General features: G+C 34.2%; 20 protein-coding genes and 1 tRNA gene. 10 read left to right on the top strand and 11 right to left on the bottom strand.

Annotated features, from left to right (window positions below; all coding sequences use genetic code 11):
• Positions 1–7 precede the first annotated feature (7 nt).
• Positions 8–2,620 (top strand): lamin tail domain-containing protein, encoded by a 2,613-nt coding sequence (locus GQN54_RS02495; protein WP_160631617.1) that lies wholly within the window; start codon positions 8–10, stop codon positions 2,618–2,620.
• Between the two features lie 317 nt (positions 2,621–2,937).
• On the opposite strand, the gene GQN54_RS02490 is transcribed toward GQN54_RS02495, so the two are convergent.
• The gene (locus GQN54_RS02490) at positions 2,938–5,109 is read right to left on the bottom strand and encodes a choice-of-anchor I family protein (RefSeq protein WP_160631615.1); all 2,172 of its coding nucleotides are present in this window, start codon (positions 5,107–5,109) and stop codon (positions 2,938–2,940) included.
• 135 nt (positions 5,110–5,244) lie between these two features.
• On the opposite strand from GQN54_RS02490, the gene GQN54_RS02485 reads away from it, so the two are divergent.
• The gene (locus tag GQN54_RS02485; protein WP_160631613.1) at positions 5,245–5,682 is read left to right on the top strand and encodes a glyoxalase; all 438 of its coding nucleotides are present in this window, start codon (positions 5,245–5,247) and stop codon (positions 5,680–5,682) included.
• Here GQN54_RS02485 and GQN54_RS02480 read toward each other — a convergent pair.
• Positions 5,677–7,212, bottom strand: coding sequence for a cryptochrome/photolyase family protein (locus GQN54_RS02480; protein WP_160631611.1), 1,536 nt, complete (start codon positions 7,210–7,212; stop codon positions 5,677–5,679). The two genes, GQN54_RS02485 and GQN54_RS02480, sit on opposite strands and share 6 nt — an antisense overlap.
• Positions 7,213–7,248: 36 nt before the next feature.
• Entirely contained in the window at positions 7,249–7,713 is a 465-nt protein-coding gene (locus GQN54_RS02475; protein WP_160631609.1) for a sterol desaturase family protein, read from the bottom strand.
• A 230-nt stretch (positions 7,714–7,943) separates the two neighbouring features.
• Here GQN54_RS02475 and GQN54_RS02470 point away from each other — a divergent pair, with 230 nt between their 5' ends.
• Positions 7,944–8,357: a hypothetical protein gene (locus GQN54_RS02470; RefSeq protein WP_160631607.1), complete on the top strand. Its 414-nt coding sequence runs from the start codon at positions 7,944–7,946 to the stop codon at positions 8,355–8,357.
• A gap of 154 nt (positions 8,358–8,511) precedes the next feature.
• Positions 8,512–8,988, top strand: coding sequence for a hypothetical protein (locus tag GQN54_RS02465; RefSeq protein WP_160631605.1), 477 nt, complete (start codon positions 8,512–8,514; stop codon positions 8,986–8,988).
• Here GQN54_RS02465 and GQN54_RS02460 read toward each other — a convergent pair.
• A complete protein-coding gene (locus tag GQN54_RS02460) occupies positions 8,985–9,251 on the bottom strand; it encodes a DUF1883 domain-containing protein (RefSeq protein ID WP_160631603.1) in 267 nt (88 codons plus the stop codon). The two genes, GQN54_RS02465 and GQN54_RS02460, sit on opposite strands and share 4 nt — an antisense overlap.
• A gap of 84 nt (positions 9,252–9,335) precedes the next feature.
• On the opposite strand from GQN54_RS02460, the gene GQN54_RS02455 reads away from it, so the two are divergent.
• Complete coding sequence (locus tag GQN54_RS02455; RefSeq protein WP_160631601.1) at positions 9,336–10,121, top strand: XRE family transcriptional regulator; 786 nt, start codon at positions 9,336–9,338, stop codon at positions 10,119–10,121.
• Here the strand turns inward: GQN54_RS02455 and GQN54_RS02450 are convergent.
• On the bottom strand, positions 10,113–10,988 hold the full coding sequence (locus tag GQN54_RS02450) for a fructosamine kinase family protein (protein WP_160631599.1): 876 nt from the start codon (positions 10,986–10,988) through the stop codon (positions 10,113–10,115). The genes GQN54_RS02455 and GQN54_RS02450 overlap by 9 nt on opposite strands.
• Before the next feature lie 139 nt (positions 10,989–11,127).
• On the opposite strand from GQN54_RS02450, the gene GQN54_RS02445 reads away from it, so the two are divergent.
• Positions 11,128–11,201: transfer RNA gene (locus GQN54_RS02445), tRNA-Ala, on the top strand.
• Positions 11,202–11,235: 34 nt separating this feature from the next.
• Here the strand turns inward: GQN54_RS02445 and GQN54_RS02440 are convergent.
• A complete protein-coding gene (locus tag GQN54_RS02440; protein ID WP_160631598.1) occupies positions 11,236–11,919 on the bottom strand; it encodes a YdcF family protein in 684 nt (227 codons plus the stop codon).
• Between the two features lie 159 nt (positions 11,920–12,078).
• On the opposite strand from GQN54_RS02440, the gene GQN54_RS02435 reads away from it, so the two are divergent.
• Entirely contained in the window at positions 12,079–13,071 is a 993-nt protein-coding gene (locus tag GQN54_RS02435) for an Omp28-related outer membrane protein (protein WP_160631596.1), read from the top strand.
• Positions 13,072–13,136: 65 nt separating this feature from the next.
• Here the strand turns inward: GQN54_RS02435 and GQN54_RS15560 are convergent, their stop codons facing one another.
• The 5 genes from GQN54_RS15560 to GQN54_RS02410 all read right to left on the bottom strand — a co-directional run bounded on the left by GQN54_RS15560 (position 13,137) and on the right by GQN54_RS02410 (position 19,224).
• On the bottom strand, positions 13,137–14,489 hold the full coding sequence (locus tag GQN54_RS15560) for a PP2C family protein-serine/threonine phosphatase (RefSeq protein ID WP_207554791.1): 1,353 nt from the start codon (positions 14,487–14,489) through the stop codon (positions 13,137–13,139).
• 243 nt (positions 14,490–14,732) lie between these two features.
• On the bottom strand, positions 14,733–15,908 hold the full coding sequence (locus GQN54_RS02425) for an SPOR domain-containing protein (RefSeq protein ID WP_160631592.1): 1,176 nt from the start codon (positions 15,906–15,908) through the stop codon (positions 14,733–14,735).
• Between the two features lie 2 nt (positions 15,909–15,910).
• Positions 15,911–17,161: an SPOR domain-containing protein gene (locus GQN54_RS02420; RefSeq protein WP_160631590.1), complete on the bottom strand. Its 1,251-nt coding sequence runs from the start codon at positions 17,159–17,161 to the stop codon at positions 15,911–15,913.
• 105 nt (positions 17,162–17,266) lie between these two features.
• Entirely contained in the window at positions 17,267–17,707 is a 441-nt protein-coding gene (locus GQN54_RS02415; RefSeq protein WP_160631588.1) for a hypothetical protein, read from the bottom strand.
• 71 nt (positions 17,708–17,778) lie between these two features.
• Complete coding sequence (locus GQN54_RS02410; protein WP_160631586.1) at positions 17,779–19,224, bottom strand: aldehyde dehydrogenase; 1,446 nt, start codon at positions 19,222–19,224, stop codon at positions 17,779–17,781.
• A gap of 245 nt (positions 19,225–19,469) precedes the next feature.
• On the opposite strand from GQN54_RS02410, the gene GQN54_RS15555 reads away from it, so the two are divergent.
• From GQN54_RS15555 to GQN54_RS02395, 3 genes are read left to right on the top strand one after another with little or no spacing between them, the layout of a single operon-like run.
• Positions 19,470–21,044 carry a sensor histidine kinase gene (locus tag GQN54_RS15555; protein WP_160631584.1) on the top strand — a complete coding sequence of 525 codons (1,575 nt, stop codon included), beginning with the start codon at positions 19,470–19,472 and terminating at the stop codon, positions 21,042–21,044.
• 4 nt (positions 21,045–21,048) lie between these two features.
• Positions 21,049–21,765 (top strand): response regulator transcription factor, encoded by a 717-nt coding sequence (locus GQN54_RS02400; RefSeq protein ID WP_160631582.1) that lies wholly within the window; start codon positions 21,049–21,051, stop codon positions 21,763–21,765.
• A 2-nt stretch (positions 21,766–21,767) separates the two neighbouring features.
• Positions 21,768–22,595 carry a universal stress protein gene (locus GQN54_RS02395; RefSeq protein ID WP_160631579.1) on the top strand — a complete coding sequence of 276 codons (828 nt, stop codon included), beginning with the start codon at positions 21,768–21,770 and terminating at the stop codon, positions 22,593–22,595.
• Positions 22,596–22,613: the final 18 nt, after the last annotated feature.

Below are 22,613 nucleotides of genomic sequence, written 5' to 3'. Positions count from 1 at the left end.
TATATTTATGAGAATTCAATTTGGTCTTACACTCCTTTTCGTCCTAGCCTTTTCAATATGCTCAAAAGCACAGTTTTCGGATGATTTTTCAGATGGAAACTTTTCAACTAATCCAATATGGGTTGGACAAACTACTAAATTTGAGGTAACGCCTCAAAATCAACTTCGTTTGAACGATGCCACTGCAACGAGTCCTGCCTACTTAAGTACTACCTCTCAGGCCGTGTATAATGCAAGTTGGGAGTTTTATGTGAAACTGGACTTTGCTCCTTCGTCTTCCAATTATGCCAAGGTTGCGTTAATTTCAAATAACCAAGATATTACAGCAGCTTTTAATGGATACTTTGTAAAAATAGGTGGAGAAACAGGCACAGTTGATGATGTCTCTTTATATCGAAAAGATGGTAGTAATGATGTAAAAATAATTGATGGAATTGATGGTACTGCAGCAACTAACCCTGAATTAAAAATTAAAGTAACGAGAGACAGTATTGGAAACTGGGAGCTTTATGTTGATGTTTCAGGGACTGGAAATTCATATGTTTCAGAAGGTTTTACATTAGATGCGACTCATACACAGTCAGCGTTTTTTGGAGTTCATTGTATTTATACTTCAACTCGTTCAGACAAGTTTTATTTTGATGATTTTATAGTAAGCGGGACAGGTTTTCAAGATAACATAAAACCTACTATTTCTAGTGTTACAATAAGTTCATCAACCGAATTAGCGATCAAATTTTCTGAATTCGTCGATGTTACTACCGCAGTAAATCTTTCCAATTATAATGTTGATGGTGGAATAGGGATGCCTCAATCTGCAAGTATTGATGTTGCTGATAGTTCAATTGTTAACTTAATGATTACAACACCTTTTTCTAGTGGATCAACTTACAATATTTCAATTAGTAACGTAGCTGACAGGGCTTCAAACGTAATGCTTGCTGATACAAAGTCATTCATGTATTTTATTCCCGCAACTGCTTCTTATCGAGATGTTGTTATCAATGAGTTATTTCCTGATCCAACTCCAGTAGTAGGGTTGCCTGAAAGGGAGTTTATAGAACTTTTCAATGCTTCAAACGAGGCTTTTGATTTGAACGGTTGGACTATTTCCGATGGATCTAGCACGGCTAATTTATCAACTTTAACCTTAGCTCCTGATGAATATTTAATTATTTGCGCTACAGCCGATAGCTCTCTTTTTCAACCTTTCGGAAAAGTTTTGGGAGTTTCATCATTTCCCACATTAAATAATTCAGGTGATTTCATCACCTTAAAAGACAACAATGGAGTGATCATCGATCAAGTAAATTATACAGATGATTGGTATCAAGATGCTACAAAAAAGTCTGGCGGATACACATTAGAGCAAATTAACCCAACTGCCATTTGTGGTGGAAGGTTCAATTGGTCGGCCTCTAACGCTGCTTCAGGTGGAACTCCTGGAGCTCAAAACAGTGTGTTCAGTAATATTTTGGACCAAACCGGGCCTGAACTATTAAACGTATTGATCGTATCAGCGGATACTATTATTTTAGAGTTCAATGAGACATTAGATAGCTCATCTGTGTTGCTTGCTAATTATGTTTTTGATCAAGGGAATACAGTTGGATTTCTTTCCAATGTTCCGCCAATGTATCAGCGAATATTGATAGGGCTAAACCAACCTCTACAGCCTGGAGTGATAGAAAGCATCACAGTTTCTAATTTAACGGATTGCTCTGGAAACTTGATTGGAAATATTAACTCGAAGTCGTTTTCATTGCCTGAGCAACCACAACCTGGAGATATTATTTTAAATGAGGTGCTGTTTAATCCTCGTTCCGGAGGTGTAGATTTTGTTGAAGTTTATAACAACAGCCAAAAAGCAATTAGTTTGCAAGGCTGGAAATTGGCGAATAGCGATAGTGTAGGATATAAAAATATCAAAGAAATTAGTGTCGAATCTTATGTGATACTACCTGGGGAATACACCGTATTGACGACTGACCCTGAAAATATTAAAAAGGAATATCCTCTGAGTTTTTCTGATAGATTTTTAGAAATGGCATCATTACCATCAATGAACGATAGCGAAGGGAATATTTATTTACTGATCAATGATTCATTGGTGTCCGACTTCTTTCTGTACAATGACGACATGCATTTGGCACTTTTGACCGATTTAAATGGTGTGTCATTGGAGCGCATCAGCTTTGACAGACCAACCAATGAAGAGGGAACTTGGCACTCGGCTTCTTCTAGTGTAGGGTTTGCAACACCAACGTATAAAAACTCTCAGTATTTTGGATTAGAAAGTCCTACTTCTAAAGTTTCAATCACACCAGAAGTTTTTTCGCCAGATAATGATGGTTTTGAAGACTTGATTAGCTTCAATTATCAGTTCGATAATCCAGGATATATTGTAACCTTAAACATCTACGATGCAAAAGGAAGACTAGTTAAAAATTTAGCAAATAATAAAGTGGTTGGAGCATCTGGAAGCTTTATATGGGATGGAATTAACGACACCAATTCAAAGGCTGCCATCGGAGCCTACGTCTTAATATTTGAAGCATTCACTGAAAAAGGAGACACAGAGAAATTCAAAAAAACGTTTGTTTTAGGTGGAAGGTTATAGGGTGGGCTTTCACAAAAGATGAAAAGGAATATTGTAATTAACTTATCTTTTATTCTTGGAGCAATCCTATCCTAGATTCTTGCATTGGAGGCTGTTGATTTGGCTATAGAGTTTAAGTTACATTGGATAATCTGTATACTTTCGGCTTGTGTTGGATTTGTCATTGGGTTAATTTTACCACCAGTTTTGACAGCCAAATTATACGACAAGATTAATAAGCTTCGTTGATTATTTATTATAAAGAAGGTCAATCAAAAAAGGCCTTAAGCATTGCTGCCTAAGACCTCTTTTTCACACTAACTTAACTAACTATTATTCTAATTCTTAATCAACTTTTGGCTTTCACCTGAAGTTGTTTTTATGATGTACATTCCTTCAGTTAATGAAGAGATGTCAATTGTATTGGTGTGGTCAAAACGTACAACTTCTTTTCCAATCATATTGAAAATAGAACCTGTTGCCATTTTATTCAGATTAACTGTATTTCCTTTTGATGGGTTAGGATAAATGCTCAATTCAATACCTTTTATTCCGCTTTCAATCAATGAAGTGGTAAAAGAAAGGCTATAAATTGATACGTTTCCACTGATTTCATTAGAAGCAACCAACAAATCTAATCCATTAGGAGAGACACTAGCAGGAATGAAGAAAAGACCTTCAGGCCCTAAATCTCCTGCTGCTGAATCGGTCGCTACAGTTGAGAAGTCTCTATTTAAGAAATACTGTTCAAAAGTTGGAGCATTTACATTGCTCACATCGTAAACCATTATTCCACCCATTCTTTCTAACCCAATAAATGCATATTGCTTTCCTCTGATTTCTTCTACAATAATTGCTTCTGGCTCTACTCCCTTATCGTCACTTCTTTTATCAAAAGAGTCGTTATCGTCATTATTTGAGTTAAAATGAGTAGCGTGATTAGCGGCGATATAACTTTCAAAATCATCACCACTGTCATAAATTAAAGCTCCCGTTGTTGAGAAAATAGAGAATGACCTTGCACCATAAGAGAAAAGCTCATCGAAATCTCCATCGTTGTCAATGTCACCCATTGTGTTTGTAATATTCAATCTTCCAAGACTATCCTCGTCTTGTAATGCGGCATAATTTGGGAAAGCAATTGAATCAAGGATTATGTCTTTTATTCTATCTTCTTCTGAAAAACCATTATAATCTCTCGAGTCTCCTTCATTTGCAGTAAAAATATAGAAGTTGCCACCAATCACATGACCATCTATAGCGTCTGGCATATACATCCCTTTTATAGGGTAGTTTCTCATATTAATCACACCATCTTTATCACTAGCATCTAAAGTATTTCCAACAGCTGACCAATCTTTATAGCCTAATGGCATAATCTCAACCGCTGTAGCCGTTGAAAGATCGACTTTAACAATTGCGTTGTTTTCTTGGCAACTAACGTATGCAAAAGCATTGTTTTGATCTACAGTGATGTACTCTGGCTCCAAGTCCATTGCTACAGTAGCATTTGGTCCAAAAACGCGCACATCTTTGGAAATAGTGCTTACTTCTATATCATCAAAATAAAAACTTCCACCTATTCTGTTGTACATATTGAAGCGAACATAATGTGGTAGGCTTGATCCAACATTGTAGTTAAATTTTCTATAAATAGAATCTACAACATCCCCGGTATTGTTGCCATCTGCAATAATTGTATCTATTGCAGTCCATACCATACTGTCTTGAGAAATTTCAATAGAAGTTTGCCAATTTGCTCCTGCACTTGAAATTTTAGCATAAAAACTTAATCCTTGAAGTGCAGAGTACTTACCTGTTCTGATGATGTCACCTGTGGTATTTAATCCTGCTTTTCCATTTCCTGAATTAGCACTACTTGTATTGAAGTATCCTCCTGCATTTAACCATCCCGAAGGCATACCAGATTCTAAACTATCTATAACATTATTGAATAGAGCAAAAGAAACATTTGAAACCGTAGCTTGAGATACTCCTGCGTTAATATCAATAATACTAACTGACCCTTCCGGATCGATGGTATAATCATCATTTGGTTCTCCTTCATTTGCCACGACAATTTTATTACCATCGGGAGAAAATGTCAACATATCTGGCAAAGCTCCAACGGGAACATCATTTAAATATACTCCGGCCGCATCAAAAAATACAACCTTTCCGTTGGCTTGCTTGTTGGTATCTTCTACCGCTGCAGCTAAAACACCATTTTTAAACGCGACACTATTTGCTGAAGAGCCATATGGAGTCAAGATTATTGTGTTCTGAAGTTTTGGTAACGTAGGATTACTAATGTCTAAAACTTGAATACTTGAATTGGAAGCATTCACAAAAAATAATCGTTGTGTAGTGGTATCGTAAGCGGTAATTTCTGCTGCTCCATCATCGAATACACCAGTATTATAACTGCCTATTGCATTGATTTGAAAACTTTGGGCATAGATTCCTGCAGCCATTAAAATACCTGAAAATAAGGTAATTGTTTTTTTCATCTCTTCTAGTTTAATATTTTGCAGCAAAGCTATTTAATGACTAGAGTAATGAGTTTAGGAGTGTATTATGGGATAATTAATCAATCTTTAAGTAGGTAAATTTTAGGTTATGAAAAGTGACAATTTTAACATTAAATGGAGTTGTTAACAAAACATAGTGATGATGTTAGTTGTTTTAATACTATGAAAGAAAGAGATGAGTTGCTGATGGATATCAGAATAGAATTAGAGCTTCCTATAGAGAATTCAAAGTCGTTAGAGGTATTTCAGTCAAACACCTTAAGGCCATTAATGAAATTTCAAAATATTTTGATATTAGATATTTACAAAGATTACATCAATCGAACGCAACGTTCTTTTTCGGCTTTCAATCAGAAAGTCCAATTAGAAATTATTAAAGATAGCGTAACCAAAGATCAAAGACTCAAAAATCAAATGATTCATATTGTAGTGGCATTATTTACAATTGAAGAGTTCAATTATTATATTAAAAACTTTAGTGAATTGAATAAAAGAATCGTGAGTATGACAATTCAACGACTACAAGATCAATTATCAAGATTAATATTATAAATCATTGATATGATTTAGATAGAATTCAGCTTGTTCAAGAATATTTGATTGTTGCTCCCCATCCATCTTTCTCCACAGATTTAGCATCATACCCATTCGAGGATTTGAGGACAAGTATTCTTCATGGCGGGAAATAAAGTTCCAATATAAGCTATTAAACGGACATGATTTGTTGCCCGTTTTCTGCTTCTTATCGTAATAGCAACTGCCGCAATAGTTACTCATTTTATCGATGTAATTAGCTGAAGAAATATATGGCTTTGTAGCAATCAGACCTCCATCAGCATATTGGCTCATTCCCCTAGTATTTGGCATTTCTACCCACTCAATAGCATCAATATAAATTCCTAAATACCAACTCTCTACTTCGTCAGGGTCAACACTTGCAAGTAAGGCAAAATTGCCTGTGATCATGAGCCGCTGAATGTGATGAGCGTAGGCATATGCCAGCGATTGGTTAATAGCTGTCTTTAAGCAGTTCATTTTTGTATTACCCGTCCAATAAAATTTAGGTAATTTATGTTTATTGTTTAATTCGTTGATTTTCCCATATTCAGGCATTTTTGCCCAATACATGCCACGCATATATTCTCTCCATCCAATAACTTGACGAACGAATCCTTCTATTTGAGATATGTCAACTTTGTCCTTATTTTTTTGATAATAATCAATCGCAGCATCAACTACCTCTTTAGGGGAGATTAGTTTACAGTTTAATGAGAAGGATATTCTAGAATGATAGACGCTCCATTCATTAACAGCCATAGCATCTTGAAAGTCTCCAAAAAGTGGTAAACAATTCTCTAAAAAATAATCCAATAGATCAAGGCTTTCTCTTCGATTTATTGGCCAAACGAAATGTTTTGAGTCTATATAACCAATTGTTTTAACCCCGGCTTTATTTATAATGTTTAGCAAATCTGAAACATCATGATTGAAAACAAGAGGAAGTGTAGGTTTATGTTTTTGAGGCAATCTTTTTCGGTTACTAGCATCGTAGTTCCATTTGCCGCCTATAGGTTTGCTGCCCTGCATAAGCACATTGTGATTCTCACGCATCATGCGATAGAAACTCTCCATAACCCACTGTTTTTTGCCCTCAAAGTGATTGCTTAATTCTTTTCTAGACGTATAGAAATGTTCAGAATCATAACTACGTGTTTCAACTTCTAAAAAATTGCAAATCTCATTTAATTGTTCATCTAGACGATACTCATCTGGAAGTTGATATTCAAACAAATCCACTTGTTCAGATTCTATGATGGATTTGAGGTTTTCTCTAAGAGTCTGTTTGTTATTATGGTCGTCTAATTTTAAATAAATTATTTCATGGCCGCCGTCTTTCAACTGACTTGCGAATTCTCGCATTGAGGAGAAAAATCCAATTACTTTTTGAATGTGATGAGTTGTATAATCCGTCTCTTGACGCATTTCCATCATGCAATAAATAACGGTTGAATCAGTTTTGTTGAACCAACTATGATTGATATTTAATTGGTCTCCAAGAATTAGTCGTAACGTTTTTGACATAAGTAGAAATTAGAATCTACCAACGCTCTAACCTAACTATTTGTTCGACTTGGCCGCTTCTTTGAAATACTTCATAGGTACTAGGAGCATACCAAAACACTCCCCTTTTTCTTTTCCTAAATGTTTGTGATGCACTTTGTGGGCTTTCCTAATAGCTCTAAAATAGATATTGTCCGTCTTTTTAAGCCAATTGAATCGTTGGTGGATAAAAACGTCATGCACCAAAAAGTAGGCTATTCCGTATAATAGAATACCCAAACCAATTGATAAACCAAATTTGAAAATACCTAGCTGCCAAAGTAAAAACAGCCCAGTGCTAATGACCGCATAGAAGATGAAGTAAATATCATTTTTCTCAAACCAACCTGGATGAGGTTGATGATGGTCCTTGTGTAAGTACCACCCAAATCCATGCATGATATATTTATGGGAAAACCAAGCCATAAATTCCATAAAGAAGAATGTAGCTAAGGTGACCATTATGTATAAAGTCGTTTCCATTTGAAGCAAATTTAATCAGTTTTCAACCAGATTAAACAGTTCTGAGTCTCGAATGTTTAATTTTCAATATTGTGTTGCAAATGAAACTCAAAAAAATTTTCTTCTACTGGTTATTCTCTATGCTCGTTCTGACCACACTCTATGCAGTATTTGGTCCTAAAACGAAGCGTATAAACTTGAGGTCTGTTAATTTTCATAGCACAGAATCTGCAGAACTTTACTTTAAAAATATGAGATCATTCTCTTATGACCGAATTGTAGATGATAAAGCAAATTATATTCTTTATCGGATAAAAAGCAGAGAAAAGGACACCACTTTAGTTGGACTAAACTTCCTAATAGTCAATAACTGGTTACAAGACGAAAATTATATTTTAGCAGAGTTTCATCCATATTCGTTTATTGATGGTGGATTGTTTAGTAAAAACAAAAATAGATGTGACACACTTATGCTAAATGGGTCCGATGCAGAGGCTCATTTTATATTTGCAGCGCATTTTTTTGAGCAATTGACTGCAGGATCTAATTTTTATTTTCGAAATCAGCAAGACAAGCTAGTAGAATTGGGTATTTCTGAAAAACATCGTAAGTCATTATCAAAGACATTATCAGATTATTTCAGACTAGTTGGAAAACTACGTTAACGATTCTTTTACTATACGTTAAGAACATCATCCAATACTTCTTTTTGATTAATAAGAACAGAATAAAATCGCTGTAATATTAATAATACCTTAAACTCAACTTGAACTTAAGTTACAGCTACTCACTCAAATTTGCGGTGTAAAAATCAAACAAATGAAAACTACAAACAGCAAAGTCGAGTATTTAATTTCAATCGTTTTAATCACTTTATTGATGACACTTTCCGTTATTAGCACTTTTGGTCAGTGTAACAGTTTTGTAAAAAAAATGAATCGGGAATCATTAAGCCCTTTTGAGAATTGTGAAGGTGTGCAAATGGCCAAAATGTATCCTGGAGATTCTGCAATTATCAACCAAGAGTTAGAAGCCAACCGAACTTACAGAATATTGATTGAAGCAGATAAATATTTAGGCCTAATTAGTACGGAAATATCTGACCAATTGAACGATGGAGTTCTTTATATTAATCAAACAAAACAGTATATTGATCTACGATCCATTAGAGATAGAAATGTTGAAATAAAAATTAACATCCCTCAAAAGTTTACTTCAAATAAAATTGAAAGATCTGGTTGTGTCGCAGTTGCAGTTTCTAGTGGATTAGTGGAAGACTTAGCTACAAACCCTTAAGCTGCCTTATAAATAATATTAACCATCTCAGGTTTAAAGTCTGTCGATCTCCCTTCAATGACGATGTGCCATGAACCATGGGTAGGTTTTAAGAAATGACAGTATTGGTCTTTGATTAGAATTCGAGTACCATTATAGTTACTGGATTTTCTAAAAAGGTTAAAGTTTTCTTCGTCTAATAAAATTACTTCCGTTTCATTTGGAAGCTCAATTCCTATGTAACCCGGATGACTTCCTCTAATTTTGTGATATATCTGTCTCATCTTGCTAAATTAATTAGTAATTCATAAATTTACCGTTCAAAAATACTAAAATATTTAGTTTACTAATATAATTAGCAAAATAAAATGAATTTTTTTGCATCTAATATAAAATTCCTGAGGAAGCAGAAGGGATTAACACAATCAGAACTAGCAGATAAAATAGGTATCAATCGTCCTAAAATAGGTTCATACGAAGAAGGTCGTGCTGAGCCTAAACTTGGGGTTATTCAGCAGATTTCTCATTTTTATAAAGTGAATATTGATGATTTGCTAGAAAAAGATTTGTCAAAAGAGCAACCAAAAGAAAAGGATTTGACGGGAGCTACTTTGCGAGTATTGCCAATTATAGTGGATCGTCAAAACACAGAACAGATTTCATTAGTTCCCATTAAGGCTGCTGCAGGGTATCTTGATGGTCATTCTGATTTGGAATATATCGAACAATTACCCACCTTTAATTTACCTCTAAGCGAGTTGAACCGCAATGCAACTTATAGAATGTTTCAAATTAACGGAGATTCAATGTTACCAATTCCTTCGGGAGCCTATATTATTGGTGAGTATGTTTTAGATTGGACTTTAGTAAAAGACTATCAACCATCAATCCTAGTTTCTACTGATGAAGGAGTGGTATTTAAAAGAATAGTAAATAAAAATAATCATGCTTTTGAATTACATTCTGATAATCAATTATACGAACCTTACACAATTAATATAAATGAGGTTATGGAGGTATGGAAAGCTATTGGTTATCTAAATTTTGATTTGTCAAAGAATCAATCTGAGGGGAAAGATCAGCTAAGTCAAATGAATAATATGCTCCTTCAATTACAAAAAGAAGTAAAGCAATTAAAAGGAAATCTAAACTAAATGCTTAATCACCGACTTTACTCTTTGTGCGTAACTAGCTCCAAATAAATTTACATGCACCATTAAAGGGTATATGTTAGCGATATCTACTCGCTGTTGCCATCCCCTTTCTAATGGATAATATGCTTCATAGCTTTCGTATAGCTGTTTATTAAAACCACCAAACAACAAAGTCATAGCAATATCGACTTCTCGATGTCCATAGTATACAGCAGGGTCGATTAAAAAAGGAGTTGATGAATGACTAATAATATAATTTCCGGACCAAAGATCACCATGCAAGAGTGAAGGTTTTTCCTGAGGAAATAGATTTGAAATCTTCGGATAAAGTTTCTCAAATTGAGTTACAAAATTATTATCAATTAACTGTTTATCACGAGCCATTTTACATTGAATCATTAATCGATTTTGAACAAAAAAATCACTCCATAGATTAGTTTTCGAGTTCACCTGCAATAATGAGCCATTGTAATTATCTTCTTTATAACCAAACAATTTAGATGAGTTTTGATGCATTTTCGCTAATTTTTCACCAAAGGTTTCCCAATGGTTCTTGTTAGCAGTCTCCGTTTCAATAAATTCTAATAACAGAAACGAATACTCAGAGAATTCACCTTTACAAAATACTTTTGGAACCGGAAAAAAGGGGCTAATTTGATTTAGACCATCTATTTCTTTCTCAAACATTAAAGGAAAATGTTCGCGTTTATTAATCTTTATAAAAAAAGACCCTTGAGAGGTATTTAATTGATATGAAAAATTTACCGAACCTCCATGTAACTTTCTAACATTTAAAACCTTAACAGGAATATTTACATGCTTACTGATACTAGTTTCAATAAAACAGAGGAGGTCGGTGGGAAGCATTGGAAGAGAATAAGAATTAAGGGATGGCAAAAATAGGAACTCTTAAACGAAGTATCAGGTAAAAATTCACTAAAATCATATAATTATTTAACCACTGTAAGTGAAGAATCAAATTAATAATTACATTTGACGGCCTTATGGGGGATTAGCTCAGCTGGCTAGAGCGCTACGCTGGCAGCGTAGAGGTCATCGGTTCGACTCCGATATTCTCCACTTAAAACGACATCGAGTATTTGGTGTCGTTTTTTTATATCCAACCTTTCACCCAATAATAGGCAATGGCAAAATATTCTCGAATTACTTTTATCTCATATTGCATATAACTCCATACGTTATAACGTAAATCAACATTCTTAATCTGATTACTCTCTTCAGAGTTATTCTTCAATGATTGTTCCTCGTTTGGTGTCTCAAAGGTGGGTAAACTTCCTACTTTAGAATATCCTAATTTATCAAAGGTTTTGATACTTCTATACATATGCTCAGGATTAGTAATAATTAAAATTGACGCGTCTTTTTTAATCATTTTAGAAATGGCGAAAATTTGAGTATATGTATTAAAACCGTTTGGCTCATAGGTAATTCTGTTGGAGTCGATTCCTTTTACTATCAACTCATTTGCTAGCATTTTTAATGGTTTCAGACTACCTCTATTGCCTTTAGGTAAGGCAATAATAACTTTACTGTTAGGATGTTTTAATGCAGTTTCAGCTCCAAAGTATGCTTTAATCAATGCATCTGGACTTGGCATTCCGTTCCCACTTAGTATTACGATATGGGTTGGATTGGAATTAAGTTGTATCTCTACTGCGGCCAATTTTCTATAGGCGAGATATGGAATGCGAGTAAAACTTAATAAAAAAAGTGTGATGGATAAAATTCCAACTATATAAATCAAATTGACGCTGTACTTTTTTAATTTCTTCTTCACGAATCAAATTTATCATTATTCTCTTTGTAATTATAATTGCGAGGAAACACTTACATTGAGGTATAAAATTTTGAATTTTTCTTAGAATAACTTAAAATTTCTTAAATTAGGCGTTTATTAAAAAAGGGCTTTAAATACAAATTGTAATCTTCAAAAGTTATGAAAACTAATAAAATACTATTAATGCTTTCTTTAGGACTAGCAATTGGCTTTGCTAGTTGTGAAAAAGAAGGCTCGCTGACACCTAATCCTAAATACGTAGAGGATGGTACTGGTGGTGGAACGATTGACACAACGATTACCGACACAACTAATGGTGGAGGTGGAGGAACTGACACTACAACTTCAGGTAGTGGACAACCACCTGCTGGCTTTATGGCTTCCACAGCTGCTGGTAAACGGGTAGCACTTCTTGAGGACTTTACGGGTGTAAGGTGTGGTTTTTGTCCAGCTGGTCATGATATTGCTGTTAATATTAAGAATTCAATGGGCTCTAAATTTATAGTAATGGCTGTCCATGGTGGAAGTTATGCTCAACCTTCGCCGGGTTGGATGGATTTTACAACACCATACGCTGCGGCTTTAATTTCACAAGCAAAGGTAAAGGGATATCCTGCCGGTCAAGTGAATAGAATGCCTGCTGTTCTTTTAGGGGGCGCAGCTCAAGATACAACTCCTTCTGATAGTGGAATGGCTATGGGAAGAGGAGGTTGGGATGGAGCTGCTCGTGCCGCTTCTAATCTAAGTGCCCCTGTAAATATTGGAGCTAAGGCAACTTTAGTGGGCAACGATTTAACAGTAAAAGTGGATTTATATTACACCTCAACTGTTAATGCAACTACCTCTATCAACGTAGCTTTGCTTCAGTCAGGAATATCCTCTAAACAATCAGGAGGAAATCCGGAAAATGGATATATTCAAAACCATGTTTTAAGAGATTTTATTACAGGACAATGGGGGCAAACTGTGACCGCTTCTACTGAAAAAGATCACTTCGTAAGAGAAACGTTTAATTACACCATTCCATCAGATTATAACGGATCTGGGCCTGATGGTGGTGGTCCCGTAGTTACTGCTGATATGAAGGTAGTGGTTTTTGTTACTAGAGGTCAAAAAGATGTTTTAAATGCCATTGAAATTCCAATTCAATAATAGAAAATTAATGTAAATAAAAATGGGCTACTTTTAAAAGTAGCCCATTTTGTTTTTTATAAAGCTTAAAACTTAATTCCAATAACCAGAATATCATCAACTTGTTCCTCATCTCCCATCCAGTTATAAAATTCCGATCTTAATAAAGTCTCTTGTTCTCTCATTGGACTGTCCTGTATAGATAATAGGTACTTTTTAAACTTTCCGATGAGGTACTTTTTATTCTTTTCTCCTCCAAATTGATCTGGGTATCCATCTGAAAAAAGATAGATGCTATCATCTTTTAACAGTTGAAATTGTTGTGCTTGGAAATTTTTTTCATGATCAAATGAGGTCCCGCCAATTGAAAATGAATCTCCTTTGGCTATAATAAGATTGGCCTCTCTGATAAGGTAGAGAGGGCGTTGAGCACCTGAAAATTTTAATAACAGGGTGTCTAAATGGATTTCACACAATGCGATATCCATACCATCTTGAGATAACACATTATTTCCTTTTTGTTTGAGAGTTCGAACTATACCTTTATTTAATTGATTAAGTATTTCTCCAGGATTAAGATTTTTCGACTTTGTTACAATATCATTAAGTAGGGTATTTCCGATCATGCTCATAAGTGCCCCGGGAACACCATGGCCTGTACAATCTACTACGGCTATTAATATCTTGTTCTCTATTTTTTTATACCAGTAAAAGTCACCGCTTACTATATCTTTAGGTTGATACAAGATGAAGGATTGAGGTAGTGATTGTAAAATATTATCTTTAATAGGAAGGATAGATTCTTGAATTCTTTTAGCATATTTAATACTATCCGCCATTTCTTTGTTCTTTCTCTCTAATTGCTGCTTTGATAGCATTAACTTTTCAGAGAGCTCATCTTCTTTTTTAAGGATTTTTTTCAAAGCGCTTACCATTATGAAAATGATAATTATAAAGATTAATAATGAAACGGAAATATTGATATAAATTTGACTTCTTGCTTGACTTATAAAATCATCAAAACGTTCATCAGCTTGAACCAGTCCAATAGTATTTCCTATTGAATTTCGAATAGGGGCTACAGCAGAAAGCCAAGTTCCATTTTCGCTTTCATAGAAATCTAGACTGCCCCCTTTGTTATATAAGGAAAGTAATTCGGCCGGAAATTTAACGTATTCGTGTTTGAAGTAGGGATTGGCGGAGCTACTTACTCCAAAAAAGAAGGAGGAATCAACTAAATGTATCGTATAGATATCTGTTTTGAGGCGGTTGCCATTTTTCGCATCAGAAAGTAACTGATGTATTTCATTATAGACATCATCTTGATTATTGTATTTTATATCATCCACCTCAGGAAAGTGATTGATTAAATAATCAATGTGTTCAGCTTTTATTTGAGAGGCTAGTGTGGAGACAATTGCATCAAGTTTATTATGCACTCTTTCTTTGTGCAGGTTTAGTTGAGAAAAGTAGGACGAAACAATAAAGTAGCCAGAAATAATTAGCAGAGAAGAGAACAGTAACATTAATATTCGCGTACTTCTGTTCTGAAAAATGAGTTGAACTATATTCCCCACTGAATTATTGATTTATTATATTTAAGAATCTTGCTGCGTGTAATATTATCAAAATATACAACATTAAATCAAAACCAATAAGATTAAATAATTCTGTCGGTTAGTTTACTTCTGAGAGTGCTCTTTTGCCTCCTTGAGTGGAATTTTTTTACCATTGTTAAATGCTACTACAAAAGCCTCATCAAGACCTTCTAGTATTAATTTCTCTTTATGTTTTAACGCTTCATCATATGATTCATGGTTGCCTACCAATAATAGGGTAAGACCTTCATAATTTACTTCCTGAATGTTATCTACCATAAGGTACTTATTGGCAACTTCTTCAGGAACTTCATTTTTAAATGCACCAATCTGAATTTTAAAAGTTACTTTTCCAATAATACCACGTTTAATATTGATATTATTGACACTTACAATTGACTCATGGAATTTGGTGTTATCATTTACATCAACAATAAAGGCGTCAGGGATTCCACTTTCTTGAATAACCTCAAGTAATGACTCTGCTTGTTGTTTGTATGAAAAGTGTCCTACAACATATCTGATAAGACCTTCTTTATCTACAAATGCATCAACATTCTTAATATTGTCAAACCTGCTGGTAGGTATAACCTCTTTAAAAGCCCCAATTTGCACTCCCCATAAGGGAGCTTTGGTAGTGTAACTAATGGTTTTGGTCACTAAGCCTGCCATTGGGTCTTTTTTCTCTACAATTTCTTCTTTTCGAATTTCCTTTTTTATTTCAGCTTTCGGAGCAACAACCAGCTCAGCAATAGGAAGATTTTCTTCTTTTATGACTTCTGGTATAGCATCATAATCACACTTACTTAGATTTCGCTCAATCTCCCGAATAAAATAAGCGTCGACTTGTTCTCCATACATTTTTAAGCTTTCTAAAGATTTCTCGGCATCTTTGCATCGATCATCATCAACTTGGGCAGTTGCTAGATAATAGTAAGTTAAAATAGGCGCTTTTTCCTCTTTGTAGGTAGAGGCATCATATTTCTCTGTTATGTTTAAAATAGCCTTTTGTAAATGAAATATTGCGGATGCTCGGTTTTTTCCTAGTTCCCTATATGCTGCCCCAAGTAAAAAATTGTAGTTGGCGTTTTCAGGATTAAGGTTATACAATGTTTCAAGGCTGGGAATTGCTTCTTCTATCTGACGCATCGCTAGCAGTTGTCTGGCTTGAATAAACATCTTTTCTTCATCGTTATTATTCTGGCTAAATAATGCAGATGAAAATAAAATGCTAATAATAGTAAGTATTCTGTAGTTCATATTTATTGTAGGTTATTGGCAGGATTCTCGTGTGTATAGTTTAGAGCATCTATCAAAGGTATTTTCTTCTTTTTATTAAAGGCGACAATAAAAGCGTCAGACACTCCAATTTTAACATATTGATCTTTTGCTTGTATTGCCTGGCTATAGGTAGGAAAGCCTACTGAAGTTAAATAAGTAATGTTACCAACAGTGTATTCTTCTAGGTGGCTTATTTTAAGGTAGTTTTGAGCAATTTCGACTGGAATTTCATCTTTAAATGCTCCCAATTGAACTCTAAACTCAATTTTACCTGAGATTGTTGATTTTAAGCTCATATTGTCAATGCTAATTACGTTGTCAGCATATTTTTTATCTTTATTGACATCAACAATGAAAACATCTGGGTAGCCAGCATCTATGATCACTTTTTTGAGTGATTCGGCTTGCGATCGATAAGAAAAATGCCCTACAACATATCTAACCCATCCAGTAGAGTCAACAAAGGCGTCTACATTTTTAAGATCTGGGAATCGTAAAACCGGCATCATTTCCTTAAACGCACCCACCTGAACCCCGTATAGTGGCATGTTTGTAGTGTATTCAACTTCTTTTGTTACAATGCTTGTTGGCTTAAAAGGTTCAGGCTCTTTCTCTTCTTTCTTCTGCTCTTTTTCTTTTTTTACTGATTGTAGTGATAGCAAGGGAAGAGAATATTCAACTTCTTCTTTTGGAAGTTCTTTTACTGGCTCTTCTAATTTGGCTAAAAATTCTAGATTAGAAGGAATTAATTCCTCTTCCTCAGCACACTTGTCGATCCATTTTTGCGATTCTCTTGGATAGTATTGATCATCATAAGTATAAATTTCCATGAAACTAGCTCGTCTACTTATGGCTAAATAACATTTTTTATTTTGGCTGTAGGCGATTGAAAGATAGTAATGAACATAAATTGGTGCATTTCGTTCTTCATGACTATCAGAGTCATATCTCGCTGAAGCATCTTTTAAGGATTTTTCTAAATGATATATTGATCTTTCGGTTATGATATTTCCTTCAACAAAACAGACCCCTATTAAGTAATTAATATTGGAATTGGCGCTATCTATTTGATATAGTTCGTAAAGGATCGGTAGTGCTTTCATCATCTTTCGATGAGATAGATGATTTTTAGCTTGGTTAAATTTTATTTGAAATTCTTTATCTCTTGACTGACTATAGCTAGAAAGCGATAATGAAAGAAAAAACAGTACAATTAGTGATTTAATGTTCATTCCTCTGTGTTTCTAACAAATGTATTGTAAATGTGGGCGTCTAGAATTTAATGTTGTTATTACTATTAACACTTTTAGTGTTCAAAACTCAGTAAATGGAATAAGTTATAATTTTACAATCTTGATATTAGAACCATTGTTCCGGTACTTTTTATTTTTAATTAAAGTTGCTACGACCCCAACTACAAGAAAAGGCAACGTCACTTTTAAAGTTTTTTCGTCTACGATCGGCTTTTCATTATTAATAACTCTATTACCAGTATCCAATGTGAAGTAGATAATTGCACCTTTAATACCTAATTGACTTAAAAGGCGCCAAATAAAAGGGCCTTGTGGGTTTATTATATATTCAATTTGATTTACATTAACTTTTCTACCTTCAATTATTACTGCAGAGTCTTCAATCATTTCAATAAATCCTGTCAGGTTATTCTTTTCTTCTTTGATTTTTATGGTGATAATATCACCTCTATAAAAATGTATTCTCTTTACTTTTCCTTTTTTATCAACAGCTAATGAAGTTTGTGCAACCGCAGCGGTTTGCATAGTAAACAATAACATTACAATTGAGACATATCTAAAAACATTTTTATTGCAGAGGATCATACTTAGTAGAATTAGTTGTATTTGATGCACACATTTTTGGGTTCGGTAAAAAACTGTAAAGCTTCATTTCCACCTTCTCTTCCTACACCACTTTGCTTAACACCTCCAAAAGGGGTCCTTAAATCACGCAGTAGCCAGCAATTAATCCATACAATTCCTGCGTGTATTTTTTTTGATATATAGTTTGCTTTGTTGATGTCATTTGTCCAAACACTACTCGCCAACCCATATTTTGTGCTATTTGCCATTTTTAAAACCTCTTCAATCGTTGAAAAAGGGGTAATAGTTACAACAGGGCCAAAAATTTCTTCTTGATTTGTTCTACATTGATAATCTAGGCCTTCAATTACAGTAGGTTCCATATACCATCCCTCTTCAAGATTCCCTTCTAATCGAATTCTACTTCCACCTGTTAAAACACGACCTCCTTCTTCTTTGGCAAGATCAACATAAGACAATACTTTATTCAGGTGAGACGCTGAAACCAAAGCTCCCATATTGGTTGTTTCTAGTTTTGGATCCCCTACTTTTAAACCATCTACCCTTTTTATGAACTCAGCTTTGAATTTATCATATAGGCTATCTTGAATAAATATTCGTGACCCACATAAACAAATCTGCCCTTGATTATCAAAAGAAGATGATACTACTGTATTTAACATTTTATCAAAATCACAATCCTCAAAGATAATCGTAGGGTTTTTGCCACCAAGTTCTAATGATAGTTTTTTAAACATCGGTGCGGCAACTTGCGCTATATGCTTACCTGTTTGAGTTCCGCCGGTGAATGAAATGAGAGGGATGTCCGGGTGGGATACAATAGCTTCACCAACTTTAGGACCGTAACCATGCACAATATTCAAAACACCTTTTGGTAAGCCTGCTTCTATACAAATTTCAGAAAGTAAAAAAGCGGTCATTGGGGTAATCTCAGAAGGCTTAGCCACTACACAATTTCCCGCAGCAAGTGCTGGCGCAATTTTCCAACTAAATAAATACAAAGGTAAATTCCAAGGAGAAATACAACCGGCCACACCTACAGGGTCACGATGAGTATAATTGATTGCGTTGCTTTCCATACTGTGAGACTCCGAGCTAAAATGGAGAATAGCAGTAGCATAAAATCTAAAATTGTGTGCTGCTCTGGGGATGTCCACTCTTTTTGCTAAGCTTACGGGTTTGCCATTATCTCTAGACTCCGCCTCGGCTAGTCGGTCTAAATTCTGCTCGATTAAAGTGGAAATACGATATAAAATTGCAGAACGGTCATCTTTAGAAGTATTACTCCAAGCTTCGAAAGCTTTTTTCGCTGCATCAACTGCCATTTGAACATCCCTATGGTCTGAGTCAGGTATTTTAGAATAAACTTTGCCAGTTGAAGGGTTGTAGTTGTCTAGGTATTCATTGGATATGGGAGTCGTAAGTGAGCCGTTTATATAGTTTTGAAGTTGTATCATATTCACCTTTTTTAGTAAAGGTAAAAGTAATGAATAAGGTAGGTAAAAAACAAAAGGCACCGTTTTCGGTGCCTTTTAACTGTAGTTTTTATTTAACATAAATTCTGTATGTATTGATCCAATTTTCATTAGACCTTGCTAAGGTAATACGAACTTTTATAATGAATTGTTAAGCAAGCGTTAAGGCCTGTTAATTAAAGTTAAACACTAGAGATATTGAGAATTGGATATTTAACTTCGTCTTTGTGAAAAAGTCAAACTTTCTATTGTTAATTACAGTTACCTCTGTAGTGCTATTTGGGATATTATTAATTCAATTGTATTGGATTAATAATGCAATAGAGTTAAGAAGAGAAAAGTTTGATCAAGCTGTAATGGAAAGCTTAGAGCAGGCTTTGTTTAGGCTTGAGAAGAAAGAAGCAATCACTCAAGTTAGTAAAAAGTTTAATCAATCAAACTCTTCAGATTTAAGCCTCTACTTACAGGATATGGGAGATGATGTAGCTTCGCAAAAGGGGTTTAGTAGTCCTATTATTAGTTTAGATTCTTCAGGTAGAAATCCTAATCGAGAGCAATTTAAAATTGAATTTCCAGGACCCTCTTTTAAAGATTCAAATACATTTATAATTCGAAAAACACAGAAGCGAGTGCTTCGATCAGATGAAAATGCTAGTTCTGTGAATAAGGGGTTAACAGCTGACCAAATAAAGAATAAGTCGGTATTAGTAAATGATATCGTAAATGAATTGGCTTTTATTAGTATCAATAAAAGTGCTGTTGAACGAATAAATGTCAATACTCTTGATACAATTGTAAGAAATGAATTAAGACAAAGAGGGATTAGGGCAGAAGCAATAATTGATATATACAATGCGAAGAATAGAGCGTTGCTGGCCAATACTGAAAATGAATGGACTTTGGAGTTATTAGAAACTCCATATAGAATAGATTTATTTCCCAATGACTATTTAATGGAAACTGATGCTCTGTTGATTTTATTCCCCAATCGTGCGAAGTATTTGTTGAAAAAAGTATGGCAAATATTAGTTGCCTCAGTTATCTTGATATCCATATTGATTGGAATTTTTTATTTTGCTCTTAGGACTATTTTTCAACAGAAAAGAATTTCGATCATTAAAAATGATTTTATTAACAATATGACTCATGAGCTAAAAACACCTATTTCAACTATCTCTTTGGCCTGTGAGGCTTTGTCAGATAGCGAGTTAGGGGTGGATGAAAAAAGACGAAATAATTACGTTCGGATGATTGGCCAAGAGAATAATCGATTGGCTTTGTTAGTAGAGAATGTGTTGAAAAGTGCTATTTGGGATTCCGGTGATTTTGAGTTAAAATTGAAAAAAGTAAGGTTTAATTTATTGGTTGATGATGTTATCCGAAGCATAGAAATTCAAGTAAAAACTAGAGGTGGAGTCATTACTTCTAGTTTTGATGAGGGGGATGATCTAATTTTAGCAGATAAAGTTTTAATCACAAATCTGGTATTTAATTTGCTAGACAATGCAATAAAATATTCAAAAGAGGTACCAGAAATTCATGTTTCTACTGAAATAAAAGCAACAACTATCAGTTTAACTATAGAAGATAAAGGAATAGGGATTTCAAAAGTGGATCAAAAAAAGATTTTTGAGAAATTTTATAGAGTGCCAACAGGAAATATTCATAACGTTAAAGGTTTTGGATTAGGATTGAATTATGTAAAAGAAATTGTAGAGAAACACGGAGGATCAATTACTTTTTCCAGTAAGCTAGGAATAGGAAGTAAGTTTACAGTAACAATACCTCTATTAAAAAAATAAAAATATGAAGCAGATAAATGGAACTATACTATTAGTTGAAGATGATGATAATTTAGGATCATTATTAAGTGAATATTTAAATTCTAAAGGATACCAAACAGAATTAGCAACTGATGGGGAGCGAGGTCTTAAAAAGTTTTTGAATCAATCATTTGATTTGTGTATTTTAGATGTAATGATGCCTGTAATGGACGGATTTACTTTAGCAAAAGAGATTAGAGCAATCAATTCTGATATACCAATTGTATTTTTGACTGCGAAAAGCATGAAAGAAGATACGATGGAAGGGTTTACTTTAGGGGCGGATGATTACATAACTAAGCCATTTAGTATGGAAGTTTTACTTCTAAGAATTAAAGCAATTCTCAGAAGGTCTTTAGATGCAGGAAGTATTGATAAAGATCAAACAACCTTTGAAATTGGTAGTTATACTTTCGACTCTGATAGAAGAGTTTTGTCAAGAAACGGTAAAGAGGTGAAACTAACCTCAAAAGAAAATGATTTATTGAAGCTGTTAGCGCAAAGCGATGGGAAAACGTTGGAAAGAAAAGCTGCTTTAATGTTAATATGGGGAGATGATAATTATTTCAATTCAAGAAGTATGGATGTTTACATCACTAAACTGAGAAAATACTTAAAAGCCGATGATGGTATAGAGATTATTAATATTCATGGTAAAGGCTTTAAATTGTATATAAAACAAACAGACCAAAATTCATAAAGATGAACTTATTAGTATTGACAGACTTCTCTAAAAATGCAAAAAATGCATTAGACTTTGCATTAGAATTTGCATTGATTAGCACTTCTAAGGTGACAGTGTTAAACTGTTTTGAACTACCTTATTCAAAATCAAATATTGTAACATCAATCATAGATGTTTTGAAGGAAGATTCTGAAAAAGGACTTAGAAAAGTAGAAGAAGACATTAAGTCTGACCTACGTTATAAGGATATAGAGTTTAGAACTTATTCTAATATAGGTGATTTGGAGACTGTAGTGCCCCAAGTAGCGAAAGAAGTCAATGCCGATATAATTGTGATGGGAACAAAAGGGGTAAGCGCTTTTGAAGAGTTTTTTATCGGCAGCAATACTACTAGGATGATAAAAACTGCTGCAATACCAATTCTAGCGATACCAGAAAAGTATGATTATAAAAAGTTTGACGCAATTACATTTGCTTCTGATCTTGAGCCTATTCAAGATATTTCAAGCTTAAATATCATTAAAAAGTTAGCGACTGCAATGAATAAAAAAGTGAATGTGTTGCATGTATTACAAACCGAAGAAATAGAAATTTCAGTTTCGAAAAGAGAAGTGTTAGATGAGCTGAAAGCTTTTCTATTGCCAGTGAAGACGGATGCTATTTTTGCAAAGAAAGAGAAAGTGGCAGACGGTTTAACTTCCTATTTATTAGATGGGGGAAGTGGTTTTTTGGCGATGATTGCAAGAAAACACTCGTTTTTTGAGCGACTTTTTCAGGGTTCCAATACAGAGATGCTCGCTTATAGAACTTCCGTTCCTTTGCTTTCTATACCAGATAGAAAATAATAATAGATAATACCATAC

This window comes from Acidiluteibacter ferrifornacis (assembly GCF_009909615.1).
GTDB lineage: Bacteria > Bacteroidota > Bacteroidia > Flavobacteriales_E > Vicingaceae > Acidiluteibacter > Acidiluteibacter ferrifornacis.
Note: the sequence above shows the minus strand (reverse complement) of the source record. Positions and strands in the feature narration are given on the sequence as shown.

Bases quoted from the DNA above. Each gene is read 5' to 3' on its own strand.
- GQN54_RS02495 (WP_160631617.1), top strand. From the start codon at position 8: ATGAGAATTCAATTTGGTCTTACACTCCTTTTCGTCCTAGCCTTTTCA.
- GQN54_RS02490 (WP_160631615.1), bottom strand. From the start codon at position 5,109: ATGAAAAAAACAATTACCTTATTTTCAGGTATTTTAATGGCTGCAGGA.
- GQN54_RS02485 (WP_160631613.1), top strand. From the start codon at position 5,245: ATGGAGTTGTTAACAAAACATAGTGATGATGTTAGTTGTTTTAATACT.
- GQN54_RS02480 (WP_160631611.1), bottom strand. From the start codon at position 7,212: ATGTCAAAAACGTTACGACTAATTCTTGGAGACCAATTAAATATCAAT.
- GQN54_RS02475 (WP_160631609.1), bottom strand. From the start codon at position 7,713: ATGGAAACGACTTTATACATAATGGTCACCTTAGCTACATTCTTCTTT.
- GQN54_RS02470 (WP_160631607.1), top strand. From the start codon at position 7,944: ATGAGATCATTCTCTTATGACCGAATTGTAGATGATAAAGCAAATTAT.
- GQN54_RS02465 (WP_160631605.1), top strand. From the start codon at position 8,512: ATGAAAACTACAAACAGCAAAGTCGAGTATTTAATTTCAATCGTTTTA.
- GQN54_RS02460 (WP_160631603.1), bottom strand. From the start codon at position 9,251: ATGAGACAGATATATCACAAAATTAGAGGAAGTCATCCGGGTTACATA.
- GQN54_RS02455 (WP_160631601.1), top strand. From the start codon at position 9,336: ATGAATTTTTTTGCATCTAATATAAAATTCCTGAGGAAGCAGAAGGGA.
- GQN54_RS02450 (WP_160631599.1), bottom strand. From the start codon at position 10,988: ATGCTTCCCACCGACCTCCTCTGTTTTATTGAAACTAGTATCAGTAAG.
- GQN54_RS02435 (WP_160631596.1), top strand. From the start codon at position 12,079: ATGAAAACTAATAAAATACTATTAATGCTTTCTTTAGGACTAGCAATT.
- GQN54_RS02425 (WP_160631592.1), bottom strand. From the start codon at position 15,908: ATGAACTACAGAATACTTACTATTATTAGCATTTTATTTTCATCTGCA.
- GQN54_RS02420 (WP_160631590.1), bottom strand. From the start codon at position 17,161: ATGAACATTAAATCACTAATTGTACTGTTTTTTCTTTCATTATCGCTT.
- GQN54_RS02415 (WP_160631588.1), bottom strand. From the start codon at position 17,707: ATGCAAACCGCTGCGGTTGCACAAACTTCATTAGCTGTTGATAAAAAA.
- GQN54_RS02410 (WP_160631586.1), bottom strand. From the start codon at position 19,224: ATGATACAACTTCAAAACTATATAAACGGCTCACTTACGACTCCCATA.
- GQN54_RS02400 (WP_160631582.1), top strand. From the start codon at position 21,049: ATGAAGCAGATAAATGGAACTATACTATTAGTTGAAGATGATGATAAT.
- GQN54_RS02395 (WP_160631579.1), top strand. From the start codon at position 21,768: ATGAACTTATTAGTATTGACAGACTTCTCTAAAAATGCAAAAAATGCA.